This is a genomic window from Pseudomonas sp. NPDC089422, from assembly GCF_044749405.1.
Taxonomy (GTDB): domain Bacteria; phylum Pseudomonadota; class Gammaproteobacteria; order Pseudomonadales; family Pseudomonadaceae; genus Aquipseudomonas.
Genome location: NZ_JBIVHW010000004.1, coordinates 152503 through 167547 on the forward strand (window position 1 = coordinate 152503; position 15045 = coordinate 167547).

General features: G+C 62.8%; 11 protein-coding genes and 1 tRNA gene. 9 read left to right on the forward strand and 3 right to left on the reverse strand.

What is annotated here, in order from left to right:
• Positions 1-30: 30 nt before the first annotated feature.
• The 4 genes from ACIPZ8_RS09330 (at position 31) to ACIPZ8_RS09345 (ending at position 4058) form a co-directional block, all read left to right on the forward strand.
• Positions 31-723: a pseudouridine synthase gene (locus ACIPZ8_RS09330; RefSeq protein ID WP_400721847.1), complete on the forward strand. Its 693-nt coding sequence runs from the start codon at positions 31-33 to the stop codon at positions 721-723.
• Between the two features lie 333 nt (positions 724-1056).
• Positions 1057-1944, forward strand: coding sequence for an alpha/beta fold hydrolase (locus ACIPZ8_RS09335; RefSeq protein ID WP_400721849.1), 888 nt, complete (start codon positions 1057-1059; stop codon positions 1942-1944).
• 110 nt (positions 1945-2054) lie between these two features.
• A tRNA-Gly gene (locus tag ACIPZ8_RS09340) sits at positions 2055-2128 on the forward strand.
• A gap of 199 nt (positions 2129-2327) precedes the next feature.
• Positions 2328-4058, forward strand: a complete 1731-nt coding sequence (locus ACIPZ8_RS09345; RefSeq protein WP_400721852.1) for a SulP family inorganic anion transporter — start codon at positions 2328-2330, stop codon at positions 4056-4058.
• Here ACIPZ8_RS09345 and ACIPZ8_RS09350 read toward each other — a convergent pair.
• Complete coding sequence (locus ACIPZ8_RS09350) at positions 4052-5122, reverse strand: glycerophosphodiester phosphodiesterase (protein ID WP_400721855.1); 1071 nt, start codon at positions 5120-5122, stop codon at positions 4052-4054. The genes ACIPZ8_RS09345 and ACIPZ8_RS09350 overlap by 7 nt on opposite strands.
• Positions 5123-5247: 125 nt before the next feature.
• Here ACIPZ8_RS09350 and ACIPZ8_RS09355 point away from each other — a divergent pair, with 125 nt between their 5' ends.
• Positions 5248-6258 carry a DUF4917 family protein gene (locus ACIPZ8_RS09355; RefSeq protein ID WP_400721858.1) on the forward strand — a complete coding sequence of 337 codons (1011 nt, stop codon included), beginning with the start codon at positions 5248-5250 and terminating at the stop codon, positions 6256-6258.
• Positions 6259-6550: 292 nt separating this feature from the next.
• Positions 6551-7462, forward strand: a complete 912-nt coding sequence (locus ACIPZ8_RS09360; RefSeq protein WP_400721861.1) for an EamA family transporter — start codon at positions 6551-6553, stop codon at positions 7460-7462.
• A 17-nt stretch (positions 7463-7479) separates the two neighbouring features.
• Here ACIPZ8_RS09360 and ACIPZ8_RS09365 read toward each other — a convergent pair whose 3' ends face one another.
• Both ACIPZ8_RS09365 and ACIPZ8_RS09370 read right to left on the reverse strand, forming a co-directional pair.
• Complete coding sequence (locus ACIPZ8_RS09365) at positions 7480-8694, reverse strand: class I SAM-dependent methyltransferase (protein ID WP_400721864.1); 1215 nt, start codon at positions 8692-8694, stop codon at positions 7480-7482.
• Between the two features lie 73 nt (positions 8695-8767).
• Entirely contained in the window at positions 8768-9385 is a 618-nt protein-coding gene (locus ACIPZ8_RS09370; protein WP_400721867.1) for a TPM domain-containing protein, read from the reverse strand.
• A 187-nt stretch (positions 9386-9572) separates the two neighbouring features.
• Between ACIPZ8_RS09370 and bglX the strand changes: the two genes are divergently transcribed.
• The 3 genes from bglX (at position 9573) to ACIPZ8_RS09385 (ending at position 15038) form a co-directional block, all read left to right on the forward strand.
• Positions 9573-11864: a beta-glucosidase BglX gene (gene bglX / locus ACIPZ8_RS09375; RefSeq protein WP_400721870.1), complete on the forward strand. Its 2292-nt coding sequence runs from the start codon at positions 9573-9575 to the stop codon at positions 11862-11864.
• 88 nt (positions 11865-11952) lie between these two features.
• Complete coding sequence (locus tag ACIPZ8_RS09380) at positions 11953-13710, forward strand: ATP-binding protein (RefSeq protein ID WP_400721872.1); 1758 nt, start codon at positions 11953-11955, stop codon at positions 13708-13710.
• Entirely contained in the window at positions 13704-15038 is a 1335-nt protein-coding gene (locus ACIPZ8_RS09385) for a sigma-54-dependent transcriptional regulator (protein WP_400721875.1), read from the forward strand. Before ACIPZ8_RS09380 ends, ACIPZ8_RS09385 begins: the two co-directional genes overlap by 7 nt.
• Positions 15039-15045: the final 7 nt, after the last annotated feature.

Here is a 15045-nt window from a genome sequence, read left to right on the forward strand (position 1 = left end):
CTGCGCGCCTCCTTTTATAGCCTTGCCGCCATGCGCCTAGACCGCTTCCTCGCCAACCTGCCCTGCTACAACCGCCAGCAAGTGCGCCTGCTGCTGGTGCAGCGCCGTGTGCGCCTGGACGGCGAAATGGTCAGCGATCCCAAAGCGGAGGTCCGCGAATTCAGCCGCGTGGAAGTGGACGATCAACTGCTGCAGGTCGGCCGCCCCGCGCGCTACCTGATGCTGCACAAGCCCACTGGCTGCGTCAGCGCCACGCAAGACCCGCAGCACCGCACCGTGCTCGACCTGCTGCCCAGCGAATTGCGTGACGACCTGCACATCGCCGGGCGCCTGGACTTCAACACCACCGGCCTGATGATCCTGACCAACGATGGCCAGTGGTCGCGGCGCCTGACCCAGCCGGCCACCAAGTTGCCCAAGCATTACCTGGTGGAAACCGAAGACGAGATCGGCGCGCACTATGTCGCCAAGTTCAGCGAAGGCTTGTATTTCGCCTTTGAAGACCTGACCACCCTGCCCGCCCGACTCGACATCCTCGGCCCGCGTCAGGCACGGCTGGCAATCGTCGAAGGGCGCTATCACCAGGTCAAGCGCATGTTCGGCCATTTCGACAACAAGGTGGTCGGCCTGCATCGCGAAAGCATGGGTACGATCCAGCTCGATCCAGGCCTGCAGCCTGGCGAATTCAGGGCCCTGACAGCGGAAGAGATCGCCTCGGTCTGAATGCCGTAATACAGGCATACGACCGCTGAGCGGCCCGAGTCACAAATTTGCGCAAACGGCACTTGCGGGATCCCCAACCCACTGCTTGACTCCTAACTCGTCAGTCCGCGAGTGACCAACCAGTCACGCCTGCAGTTCATGACACCTTTTGCCGGCCACCCAAAGCCCAGATGCCTTGGGGCACGGCAGATTGCCCGCCACAACAATATCGTCGACACGTGTGCCAAGGATCGACACAGGGCCCCCCGTTTTATTCAGGCGAATGCCTACCTGTCATAAAGAACGTGCACCCTAGGTGACGCGATTACCCTTTTTGCGCCAGGAGTCGATGACATGAGGCCAGAAATCGCTGTACTTGATATCCAAGGTCAGTATCGGGTTTACACGGAGTTCTATCGCGCGGATGCGGCCGAGAAGACGATCATACTGATCAATGGGTCGCTGGCCACCACGGCCTCGTTCGCCCAGACGGTGCGTAACCTGCACCCGCAATTCAACGTTGTGCTGTACGACCAGCCGTATGCCGGCAAGTCCAAGCCGCACAACCGCCAGGAACGGCTGATCAGCAAGGAGGACGAGGCGCAGATCCTCCTCGAACTGATCGAGCGCTTCCAGTGCGACCACGTCATGTCGTTCTCCTGGGGCGGTGCCTGCACCCTGCTGGCGCTGGCGCACCAGCCGCGGCTGGTGAAGAAGGCGGTGGTCAGCTCGTTCTCGCCGATCATCAACGAACCGATGCGCGACTACCTCGAGCGTGGGTGCAAGTACCTGGCCGCCTGCGATCGCTACCAGGTCGGCAACCTGGTCAACGACACCATCGGCAAGCACCTGCCATCACTGTTCAAGCGCTTCAACTACCGGCACGTCAGCAGCCTGGACAGCCACGAGTACGCGCAGATGCACTTCCACATCAATGAAGTGCTGCAGCGTGACCTGCAACGGGCACTGAACGGCGCGCGCAATATCGACATCCCGGTGCTGTTCATCAACGGCGACCGCGACGAGTACACCACCGTCGAAGATGCACGCGAGTTCGGCAAACACGTGGGCAACAGCCAGTTCAGCGTGATCCGCGACGCTGGCCACTTCCTCGACATGGAAAACAAGGCAGCCTGTGAAGACACCCGCAACGTCATGCTCGGCTTCCTCAAACCGACCGTACGCGAGTCCCGTCAACGCAGTAACCCATACCTCCAGGGGCAGCATGCATTGGCCATCTGAGCGCATCGGCGTCCCTTACCCACACCCGCAGGTCATGGGGCGCCGACAAGCTTTTTTATAACTTGGGCTTCTAATTCAGGGAGGGTTCTGGTAAAAAGTCCAGCGCAGACGCGGGTATAGTTTAGTGGCAAAACGAAAGCTTCCCAAGCTTTAGTTGAGGGTTCGATTCCCTCTACCCGCTCCACACATTGCATTCCCCGCATGGCGTTCCAGCAACGTCATCGCTGTCAAAAGGAGCCCACGGCTCCTTTTTTCGTTTCTGCCCTTTCATTGATATGGCCCATGGCCGCAGTCGACGGCTTCCGCTTCAATGCGCTTGCAAGCGAAACGACTTGGGGCGCATATGCTTCATGGATCCGTGAAACATATTGAAAGGACGACGCATGTTTCTCTCCCGCTGGCTCCCCGGCCTTGCCAACCTGCTGCACTACCGCCGTGAATGGTTCCACGCCGACCTGCAGGCCGGGCTGTCGGTGGCCGCGATCCAGATACCCATCGCCATCGCCTACGCCCAGATCGTCGGCCTGCCGCCGCAATACGGCCTGTATGCTTGCGTGCTGCCGATGATGGTCTATGCCCTGATCGGCAGCTCACGGCAATTGATGGTCGGCCCTGACGCCGCCACCTGCGCCATGATCGGTGGCGCCGTGGCGCCACTGGCCATGGGCGACCCGCATCGCATCGCCGAGCTCTCGGTGATCGTCACCGTGCTGGTCGGGGTGATGCTGATTGTCGCCGGTGTGGCGCGCGCCGGGTTCATCGCCAGCTTCTTCTCACGACCGATCCTGATCGGTTACCTCAACGGCATCGGCCTGAGCCTGATTGCCGGGCAATTGTCCAAGGTCGTGGGGTTCAAGATCGAGGGGGAAGGCTTCATCCTCAGCGTGGTGAATTTCTTCCAGCGCCTCAACGAGATCCACTGGATGACCCTGGCCATCGGCCTGGCCGGGCTGGCACTGCTGATCGTGCTGCCGCGCCGCTACCCTCGCCTGCCGGCGGCCTTGGTGACCGTGGCACTCTTTACCCTGCTGGTCGGCCTGCTCGGCCTGGACCGTTCCGGCGTCGCCATTCTCGGGCCGGTGCCGTCCGGCATCCCCAAGCTCGCCTGGCCCCACAGCAACCTGGACGAAACCAAGAGCCTGCTGCGCGATGCCTTGGGTATCGCCACCGTAAGCTTCTGCAGCGCCATGCTCACTGCGCGCAGCTTTGCCGCACGGCACGGCTATGCCATAAACGCCAACCACGAGTTCGTCGCCCTTGGCGTAAGCAACCTGGCCGCCGGCATTTCCCAGGGCTTTGCCATCAGCGGCGCCGACTCGCGCACCGCGGTCAATGACATGGTCGGTGGCAAGAGCCAGCTGGTCGGCATTATCGCGGCACTGGTCATTGCCCTGATCCTGCTGTTCTTCACCGCACCGATGGCGTTGATCCCGCAGGCGGTGCTGGGTGCGGTGCTGCTGATGGCTGGCTGGGGGCTGATCGATATCAAGTCGCTGGGCAGCATCCGACGCCTGAGCCGCTTCGAGTTCTGGCTGTGCCTGCTGACCACGGTCGGCGTGCTCGGCCTGGGTGTACTGCCGGGTATCGTGTTTGCCGTGACCCTGGCGATCCTGCGCCTGCTCTATACCATCTACCAACCCACCGACGCCGTGCTCGGCTGGCTGCCGGGCACCGAAGGCCAGGTCGACATCCGCAAGCACAAGGACGCCCGCACCGTGCCGGGCCTGGTGGTGTATCGCTTCGACGACGCGATCCTGTTCTTCAACGCCGACTATTTCAAGATGCGCCTGCTCGAAGCGGTGAAGAGCCAGGCCCAACCCCAGGCGGTGCTGTTCGACGCAGAAGCGGTGAGCAGCATCGACGTCAGCGGCATCGCCGCCCTGCGCGAAGTGCGCGACACCCTGACAGCGCAGGGCATCCACTTCGCCATCGCCCGCGCCCGCGGTGCCTTCCTGCGCATGCTGGTGCGCTCGGGGATGGCGCGGGAGATGGAAGAAAAGTTGCTGTTTGGCTCGGTAAGGGCGGGAATTCGGGCTTATCGGGTTTGGCGGAACAGGAATCGCGAGGCGCCAGTGGCCGAGCAAAAGCCACTGGCGAGTCAGGACAATCAATAACCCAAAGTTTGCAGCAGTTCGGGTTCGGAGCGCTTCACGGGTCGCTGCAGGAAGCGCAACAGCTCTGCGGACCGATTTGTGAAGATTCCGTCGACACCGGACTGCATGGCCTTGTCGAAATCGACCCGGTCGTCGAGTGTGTAGACGTGAACCAACAGCCCGCGCTGGTGATTGGCCTGGTTCATCCACGGCTGGATCAGGTCGCTGTAGCTCTGCTCGCCCAGATGAGTGCGCGTGGCTGACGGGCCGGTACCGATGGCGCCCTCCTGCGTAGCATGGTCAAGCCAGCGCAGGTACTCCGCCTTGTCCTTGGGCTGTTGGCGCGCATAGAAAGCGGCCTTGTCCTGCTCACCTGACTGGGCGAAATCCTGCCCGGATGCCGATGCGATGCCATTGTTGCCCACCCACAGCAGGAGGATCTTCGGCACCTGCGGCATCGCTTCGTGCAGCAGCTTGAGACTGTTGCGGTCGAACGTCTGCAACACGACCCGCCCCGGCCGATCGAGCCAGCCACGGGCTTCGAGGCGTGCCTTCAGGTCTTTCTCAATGCCGGGGAACTGGTTGGGCACCTTGGTTTCGATATACAGCCCGGGGTGGCGGTCGGGGTTGCCTTCGGCGATGTCGATGACTTCGTCCAAGGTCAGGATCGGCAACTTTTCGAACGACGAACGGGCACGCTTCGGGTAGGCCTGATTGAACCAGCTGCCGGCATCCAGCGACTTCAGCTCAGCCAGGGTGAAGGCACTGACCGGGCTTTTCGCGCGCTCGGGGAATCGCTCGGCGACGTTGCTGGTGCGCGACAGCTCATCATCGTGAACCACCACCAGCACGCCATCGCGGGTGCGCTGCAGGTCGAGTTCCAGGTAATCGGCGCCCAGCTCGCGGGCAAGCAGGTAAGCAGGCGTGGTGGATTCGGGGGCATCGTAGGAAGCGCCGCGGTGGGCGATCACGGCCGGGTAAGGAATGCCTTGGGCGGCGGCCAAGGTCTTGCCATCAGTGGCGGAGGCCAGTGCAGCCGAGAACAGCGTGCTCAGGGCCAGGGTGCGGAGCAGCGGGTTGCGCATGGAGAAGTCCTCTTTCGTCCTGCGTTGCAGGCAGCACAAGGCTGCAATGTAAACACCAACCCTCGCACACCTTGCATGACATGCTAAAGTCCCCGCCGTTTCCCGCACCACCGAACGGACCGCACATGCCAGCTCTCGACGCCCGCCACGCCTCTTGGCCAGACCTCAACCAGCGCCACCCGTGCACAGCCCTGCTGCTGGGCAACGGCGCCAGTCGCGCGCTGTGGAAACCGTTCGGCTATTTCTCGCTGTACGAGGAAGCCCAGCGCGCCGGGCGCAAGAAAGGCCTGGCGATCAGTGACCAGGCACTGTTCAAGTCGCTGGGCACCGAGCTGTTCGAGCCGGTACTGAGCACCCTCAACCACACCGTGCGCGCCAACGCCGCCCTGGCCATCAATTCCACCGCGCCGCTGAACCGCTACTACTCGATCAAGGAAGGCCTGATCCACGCCATCCGCACCCTGCACCTGCCCTGGCCGCTGGTGCCAGCCGCTACCCTGGCGTCGATCAACCAGGCCTTGCGCGAATACCGCAGCGTCTATACCAGCAACTACGACCTGATCCTGCCCTGGGCCCTGCAGCACAATCCGCAGGGTTTCGCCGCGTTGTTCGACGATCAAGGATTCTTCGACGTACGCCGCACCCGCAGCGAAGGCACCCGCGTGCTGCACCTGCATGGCGGCCTGCACCTGCTCAAGCTGCCCGACGGCAGCACCCGCCAGCGCAGCGCCGACAGCGCCGAATTGCTGGACGGCTTTGCCGTGAACATTCCCGGTGAAGTGCCGTTGTTCGTCAACGAAGAACGCAGCGACGAGAAAATGCGCGCCATCCGCAATTCGGATTACCTGGCCTGGGGGTTGGGGCAATTGGCGCAGGAAAGCCAGGGCGTGTGCCTGTTCGGGCAGCATCTGGACGGCACTGACCAGCACCTGGTCGACGCCATTCGCCAGGCACGGCCGGCGCATCTGTCGATTGCCATCCGGCCGTTGAGCGAGGCTTCGGTGATCAACCAGAAGCAGCACTTTGTCGAGCGGTTCGGGGATATGACCGGGACGGCGCTGCACTTCTTCGATGCCAGTACGCATCCGTTGGGGTTGGAGGGGTTGGCGATCGAGGTGCCGTCGGTAAAGCGCTGAATCCAAACAGCATGGTAACCATTACGATGTACTGAAATGCCGCACATGGAAGCAGAACAAGGAGTTTCATATCGGACAGTGCCATGCATGAGTTCCACCTGGTCATCAGGTTGCTTGAGAAATCAAGCAAGCTGAACATTCCTACAAAACATTCAGAACCATCCGTAATCCAGGTCTGAAATTACACAGCAACTCAAAAAAGTCATTGAAGACATTACACTTCTGAGGCTCTATCTACTCACGAGACGGCCGCACATCTCGCCCCTTCGAGTTGATGCCTCAGGAAATCATCATGAGCTGGCTATACCTATCGCTAATGGCTCCACTACTATGGAGCCTGTGCAACATGATCGATAAATTTGCGATCAACAACATCACATCCAACTACATTTCCTTTATCTTCCTGCTAAGCATTGGAAATGTATTTTTCGCCATCGTTATTTATGCAGCACTGGAACCAACTGATATAGCCTTCGCTACCGCATGCCTCAACATACTTTCAGGTCTTGCCATATTCCTCCAGTATTTTGCCTATAGCTATTCGCTGGAGGACATGGATGTATCAGTCGTGATACCGATTCACCAATCGGAACCACTCTTCGTTCTCGTTGCCACAGCACTGCTCTTTAACGCCATTCCGACATACTGGCAGGCGGGCGGCTTTTTCCTGATAACAGGAGGTATCCTTTTGCTATGTACATCGGGCAAGACGCTCGACGGGCTAGGTCAAAGAAAGCACATCCTAATGATTTTGGTTTCCGCCTTCTTTGGTGCAGCATCAACGGTTATCTCAGACGAGATACTGAAGGTAAAAAGCCTGGAGTCCGTACTGTTTCTGAATTTCCTTGGCTATGCGCTCGGCGGGCTGTTACTTCTGCTAATACCTTACTGCCGAAAGCTGATCACCCATGATCTGAGGCAGTTGAACCTCAAGCAGTTTGGCATCTTTGGGCTCACCAACAGCTTTGATGTGGGGGGCTATATATTTTTCATGGCTGCACTTGCAGCAGGCGGTGGTGCAGCATTGGTGTCCGTCGTTGTCAGCATACATCCGTTATTTGTTCTGCTGTTTGGGTACATTGCTACACGCTACTTTCCAACTTTTTTGCGAGAGGACATTGCGCCAACCAGCGTTTTACGCAAGATCACTTCGATCATGGTCATCGTAGCTGGCGTCGCCGTCATATCGATGCATGATGGCTGAAAAGGGAATTGGGGCGATCAGATCAGCTTATCCGCCCGCAACAACGTCTCCAGGCAATGCTCCTGCACCCCATAAAACGCCTTGAGCTGCTCGATCTTCTCCAGCAATGCCGCGTTGTCCCCCGCTTGCCGGCGCTTCACCGCAAGAATCATCTTGTTCTTGTTGGTGTGTTCCAGGGAGATGAACTCGAACACCTTGGTCTCGTAACCGCAGGCTTCCAGGTACAGCGCTCGCAGGCTGTCGGTCAGCATCTCGGCCTGCTGCCCCAGATGCAGCCCGTACTGCAGCATCGGCTGCAGCAGCCCCGGGCTGTGCAGTTGCGGGCGGATCTGTTTGTGGCAGCACGGCGAGCACATGATGATCGCCGCATTGCAGCGGATGCCGGTGTGGATGGCGTAGTCGGTGGCGATGTCGCAGGCATGCAGGGCGATCATCACCTCGATGGCCTCGGGCACCACGCTGCGCACGTCGCCGCACTGGAACTCCAGGCCCGAGTGCTCCAGGCGCTGCGCAGCGGCATTGCACAGGTCGACCATGTCCTGGCGCAGTTCCACCCCGGTCACCTGCGCTTCTCGCGCCAGGGTATTGCGCAGGTAGTCATGCATGGCGAAGGTCAGGTAACCCTTGCCCGAGCCGAAGTCGGCCACCCGCAGTGTCTGCTCGGCCGGCACCGGGGCATTGGCCAGGGCGTGGTCGAACACTTCGATGAACTTGTTGATCTGCTTCCACTTGCGCGACATCGACGGGATCAGCGCGCCTTGGGCATCGGTCACGCCCAGGTCACGCAGGAATGGCCGCGACAGCTCCAGGTAGCGCTTCTTCTCACGGTCATGGCCGGTATTGGCAACCGCCTCGCGTGGCGCCTGCGCGCCGTGGCGCTGGAGCATCGGCTTGCCCTTCTTGCTGAAGGTCAGCTGCACCTCGCCGTCGGCGTCGAACAGGTGGGCATTGCGAAAGCTCTCCGGCAGCAGCTCTGCAACCAGCGCCTGGGCCTGGTCCAGCGGCAGGTTGCGGGTGATGTCGCGGGTCTGGTGGCGGTAGACCAGCGACAGCTGGGCCTGCCCCTTCACCAGCAGCGGCTTGGCGATGATGCGCTGCAGGGTCTGGTCAGCACCGACATGGCGCGCCAGCACCAGCTTGACCAGGGTGTTGCCGTGCAAGGCAGCACTCAGCAGGTCGAGGAACTGGGCGCGCGCATCCGGCGCGGAAGAAGCGGAAGTACTGGCGGACATGGAAAGCGGGTGCCTCGGATAACAGGGGGCGCGTTGCGCAATGCCGCGCATTCTACACCCTGTGCCAGCCAGTTCAGTCGAGAATCACCAGACGGTTGGGCAGTTCGTTGCGCGCATGGGTGCGTGGCACGTGTTCGCAGAGCAACTCGCCGCATGCCTCGATGCACTCGACAAAACCCTGCAAGGTCCGCCCCTGGCGAACCTGTTCGGCGAAACGCGCAACCAGCACGGCGCGGGCCTGGGCATCGAGATGGTGATCGATGCCCTGGTCGACCAGGATTTCCACATGCCGCTCGGCCTCGGCGACAAAGATCAGCACCCCCGTGGCACCTTCCGTGCCTTGCAGGTTCTGTTCGCGAAACTGCTGGCGCGCCAGGCTCGAAGCACGCCAGCGGCGCAAGGCAGCCGGGATCAGCATGGCCGCCAGGCGCGGGCTGCGCAGCAGCAGGCACAGGCCGATGAACAGCAGCACGTTGGCGACCAGCAGCCCTCGTACCCCGGGCCAGCCCAGCGACCACTGCAGCAGGCCAGGCACGGCCAGCGCCAGCACGGCGGCCCAGAACAGTGGCAGGTAGGCATAGTCATCGGCGCGGCGCGCCAGCACGGTTACCAGTTGCGCATCGGTGCGCCGCTCCACCCGGGCGATGGCCTCGGCCACCTGGCGGCGTTCGTATTCGTTGAGGGGGGTCATGCCTTCGCTCTCTTCAGCGTTCTTATAGTTGTTGTCCCGGCATTCGGGTCTTCGTCCGCGGCCGACATATTCAGGCATAATCCGCCGCTGGAAGCATTACCCGCGAATCGTACAACAATAGCCGCCTGAAAACTTCGGCCGCGCACGTATCACCGTGGATACGGCAAAGGCCTCGACAATGGAATTGATGATGAAACTGTCTTTGCTGGGCCTGGCCATGGGCCTCGCCAGCCAGGCGGCCCTTGCCGCCCCTACCGCCCCGCCCCTGCAGGACAAGCAGGCGTTCATCGACCATCTGATCAGCCAGATGACCGAGGCTGAAAAGATCGGCCAGCTGCGCCTGATCAGCATCGGCCCGGAAATGTCCCGCGAGAAGATCCGCGAAGAAATCGCCGCTGGCCGCATTGGTGGCACGTTCAACTCGCGCACCGCCCCCGAGAACCGGCCGATGCAGGACGCCGCCATGCGCAGCCGCCTGAAGATCCCGATGTTCTTCGCCTACGACACCATCCACGGCGAGCGCACCATCTTCCCGATCGGCCTGGGCCTGGCCGCCAGCTGGGACATGGACGCCATTGCCAAGGTCGGCCGCACTTCGGCCATCGAAGCTTCCGCCGACGCCCTGGACATGACCTTCGCGCCAATGGTCGACATCGCCCGCGACCCACGTTGGGGCCGCACCAGTGAAGGCTTCGGCGAAGACACCTACCTGACCTCGAAGATCGGCCAGGTGATGGTCCGCTCGTTCCAGGGCAGCAGCCCGGCCAACCCCGACAGCATCATGGCCATCGTCAAGCACTTCGCCCTGTATGGCGCGGTGGAAGGCGGGCGCGACTACAACACGGTCGATATGAGCCTGCCGAAGATGTACAACGACTACCTGCCGCCCTACCGCGCCGCGCTCGACGCCGGTGCCGGCGGTGTGATGGTGGCACTCAACTCGATCAACGGCGTGCCGGCCACCTCCAACACCTGGCTGATGAACGACCTGTTGCGCAAAGAGTGGGGCTTCAAGGGCGTGACCATCAGCGACCATGGCGCCATCCAGGAGCTGATCCGCCACGGTGTCGCCCGCGACGGCCGCGAAGCCGCCAAGCTGGCGATCAAGGCCGGCATCGACATGAGCATGAACGACACCCTGTACGGCGAAGAGCTGCCAGGGCTGCTGAAATCCGGCGAAGTGACCCAGCACGAGCTGAACCAGGCCGTGCGCGAGGTGCTGGGTGCCAAGTACGACATGGGCCTGTTCAAGGACCCGTACGTGCGCATCGGCAAGGCCGAAACCGACCTGAAAGACTACTACGCCGACAACCGCCTGCACCGCGACGCCGCCCGTGACGTGGCGCGCCGCAGCCTGGTGCTGCTGGAAAACCACAACCAGACCCTGCCACTGAAAAAGGCCGGCACCATCGCCCTGGTCGGCCCGCTGGCCGATGCCCCGATCGACATGATGGGCAGCTGGGCCGCCGACGGCAAACCGATGCACTCGGTCACCGTGCGCGAAGGCCTGCGCCGTGCGCTCGAGGGCAAGGCCAAGCTGGTGTACGCCAAGGGCTCCAACGTCACTGGCGACAAGGCGATCCTCGACTACCTGAACTTCCTCAACTTCGATGCCCCGGAAATCGTCGATGACCCGCGCCCTGCGGCCGTGCTGATCGATGAAGCGGTCAAGGCCGCCCAACAGTCCGATGTGGTGGTGGCCGTGGTCGGTGAGTCCCGGGGCATGTCCCACGAGTCGTCGAGCCGCACCACCCTGGAAATCCCGGCCAGCCAGCGCGAGCTGATCAAGGCCCTGAAGGCCACTGGCAAACCGTTGGTCCTGGTGCTGATGAACGGTCGCCCGCTGTCGATCGGCTGGGAGCGTGAACAGGCCGACGCCATGCTCGAAACCTGGTTCTCCGGTACCGAAGGCGGCAACGCCATCGCCGATGTGCTGTTCGGCGACTACAACCCGTCGGGCAAGCTGGCCATTACCTTCCCGCGTTCGGTCGGGCAGATCCCGATGTACTACAACCACACCCGCATCGGCCGGCCGTTCACCCCAGGCAAGCCGGGCAACTACACCTCGCAGTACTTCGAAGAGCCCAACGGCCCGCTGTACCCGTTCGGCTATGGCTTGAGCTACAGCAGCTTCGAGCTGTCGGGCCTGACCCTGTCGAACAAGGACCTCAAGCGTGGCGACACCCTGGAGGCCAAGGTGACAGTGAAGAACACCGGCAAGCTTGACGGCGAGACAGTGGTGCAGCTGTACCTGCAGGATGTTTCGGCGTCGATGAGCCGCCCGGTCAAGGAACTGAAGAACTTCCAGAAACTGATGCTCAAGGCCGGTGAGTCGCGGACCTTGACCTTCCGCATCAACGAGGACGACCTGAAGTTTTACAATGGCCAGCTGCAGCGGGTGGCCGAGCCTGGCGAGTTCAATGTCCAGGTCGGGCTGGATTCCGAGGCGGTGCAGCAAAAGAGCTTCGAGCTGCTGTAACAGGCTCGTCGCTTGTTCCGGCCTCTGTGGGAGCGGGTTTTACCCGCGAAGAGGCCGGACCTGATAGCTCTCTACCCGGATCCGCCCCATGCCCTTTTCCTTTCGCGCCCTGCGTCTGGGGCTGATCACCCTGCTTATCGTGCTTGGCACCGTCTTCAGCGCCGGCTGGGCCATGCACCAGGCCAAACGCCAGGCCATGGAAGACGACGCCCGCCGCGCCAGCCAGCAGCTTGTGCTGTATGCCAACGCCCTGCACACCCTGATCGATCGCTACCGCGCCCTGCCCGCCGTGCTGGCGCTGGACCCGGAACTGATCGAAGCCCTGCGCGGCCCGGTCAGCGAACAGGTGCAGCACGCGCTCAACCTCAAGCTCGAGCGTATCAACGGCGCCGCCAACTCCTCGACCCTGGAGCTGCTCGACCGCACCGGGCTGGCCGTGGCCGCCAGCAACTGGCGCCTGCCGACTACCTACGTAGGCTCCAACTACGGCTTTCGCCCCTACTTCAAACAGACCCGCGGCCAAGGCAGCGGCCGCTTCTACGCGGTGGGCGTGACCAGTGGCGTGCCGGGCTATTTCCTGTCCAGTGCGGTCAGTGACGAGCACGGGCGCTTCCTCGGCGCCATGGTGGTCAAGCTGGAGTTCCCCGAGCTTGAGCGCGAGTGGCGCCAGGGCAGCGACATCCTGCTGGTCAGTGACGCCCGCGGGATCACCTTCATCGCCAACCAGGATGGCTGGCGCTACCGCGAGCTCAAACCGCTCAGCGGCGCCGATCGCGCCGAGCTTGGCGAAACCCGCCAGTACGACAAACAACCGCTGGTGCCGCTTCAGCACCAGATACTGACCCGCTTCGCCAGCAACAGTCACCTGAGCCGCGTGCAGGGCCCCGATGGCGCCGCCGAATACCTCTGGGAAAGCCTGCCGCTGGAGGGCGAGGACTGGACCTTGCACCTGCTGCGCAAACCCCAGGTCGACGCCGCTGGCCGCAACGCGGCACTGGGCGCCGCCGCCGTGTGGCTGAGCCTGGTGTTCGCCGTACTGTTCGTCAGCCAGCGCCTGCGCCTGGCCCGTCTGCGCCAGCGCAGCCGCGAAGAGCTCAAGCGCCAGGTCGAGGAACGCACCCGCGAGCTGCGCACCGCCCAGGAAGGCCTGGTGCAGTCGGCCAAGCTGGCCGCGCTGGGGCAGATGTCGGCGGCCATGGCCCACGAGATCAACCAGCCGCTGACCACCCAGCGCATGCAGCTGGAAACCCTGCGCCTGCTACTCGACCACGGCCGCTACGACGACGCGCGCAAGGCCCTCGAACCGCTGGAGCAGATGCTCACGCGCATGGCTGCACTGACCAGCCACCTGAAGACCTTCGCCCGCAACAGCCCGGTCGGCCTGCGCGAACGCCTCGACCTGGCCACCGTGGTCGACCAGGCCCTGCACCTGCTGGACACCCGCATTCGCAGCGAGGAAGTCGAGGTGGCCCTGTACCTGGCACGACCGGCCTGGGTCCGGGGCGATGCAATCCGCCTCGAACAGGTATTGATCAACCTGCTGCGCAACGCCCTCGACGCCATGGCCGACAAGCGCTACAAGCGCCTGGAGGTACGCATCGAACCGGACCACGAGCAGTGGCGCCTGAGCGTGCTGGATTCCGGCGGCGGCATTGCCGAAGCGGACCTGGCCAAGGTCTTCGACCCCTTCTTCACCACCAAGCCGGTGGGCGAAGGCCTGGGCCTGGGCCTGGCGATTTCCTATGGCATCATCGTCGAAGCCGGCGGCCAGTTGCACGCCGAGAACCTGCCGGGCGGTGCCCGGTTGAGCCTGACCCTGCCCCGTGACCTGGAGCCTGTATGTTGAATTCGGTGATCGTCGTCGATGATGAAGCCAGCATCCGCACTGCCGTCGAGCAGTGGCTGAGCCTGTCGGGCTTCAGCGTGCAACTGTTCGCTTGCGCCGAAGATTGCCTGGCCCGGCTGCCCGCGCACTTTGCCGGGGTGATCATCAGCGACGTACGCATGCCGGGCATGGGTGGCCTGCAACTGCTCGAACGCCTGCAGGCGGATGACCCGGACCTGCCGGTGATTTTGCTGACCGGCCATGGCGATGTGCCGATGGCGGTCGAGGCGATGCGCAACGGCGCCTACGACTTCCTCGAAAAGCCCTTCACCCCGCAGCATTTGCTGGGCAGCCTGCGCCGCGCCCTGGAGAAACGCCAGCTGGTCCTGGAGAACCGCCGCCTGCATGAACAGGCTGACCTCAAGTCGCGCCTGGATACGACCCTTCTGGGCATGTCGCAAGGCTTGCAGCAGCTACGCCGGCAGGTGCTGGACCTGGCCAGCCTGCCGGTCAATGTGCTGATCCGCGGCGAAACCGGCAGCGGCAAGGAGCGCGTGGCGCGCTGCCTGCACGACTTCGGCCCACGCGCCGACAAACCGTTCGTCGCGCTCAACTGCGCGGCCATCCCCGAAGCATTGTTCGAAGCCGAACTGTTCGGCCACGAAAGCGGTGCCTTCACGGGCGCCCAAGGCAAACGCATCGGCAAACTGGAGTACGCCAACGGCGGTACGGTGTTTCTCGACGAGATCGAGAGCATGCCGCTGGCCCAGCAGGCCAAGCTGTTACGGGTGATCCAGGAGCAGAAGCTGGAGCGACTGGGGGCCAACCAGAGCATCAGCGTCGACCTGCGAATCATTGCCGCCACCAAGCCCGACTTGCTCGAAGAGGCTCGCGCCGGGCGTTTTCGCGAGGATTTGGCCTATCGCCTGAACGTGGCGGAACTGCGCCTGGCACCGTTGCGCGAGCGGCGTGAGGACATCCCGCTGCTGTTCGAACATTTCGCCCGTGCGGCTGCGGCCAAGCTGGGGCGCACGGCGCCAGCGCTGAGCGGTGCGCAACTGGCGCAGCTGCTGTCCCATGACTGGCCGGGCAATGTGCGTGAGCTGGCCAATGCTGCAGAACGGCATGCCCTGGGCCTGGGGGCGCCGAATATCGAAGTGGCGCCCACCGGGCAGTCGTTGGCTGAGCAGATGGAGGCGTTCGAGGCGCAGTGCCTGCGCGCGGCATTGCGCCAGCATGCGGGGGAGATCAAGGCGGTCATGGAAGCCCTGCAGCTGCCTCGGCGTACGCTTAACGAAAAGATGCAGCGGCATGGCTTGGTCCGCGAGGCATTCGTCGGGCGAGAATAGGCGGAAA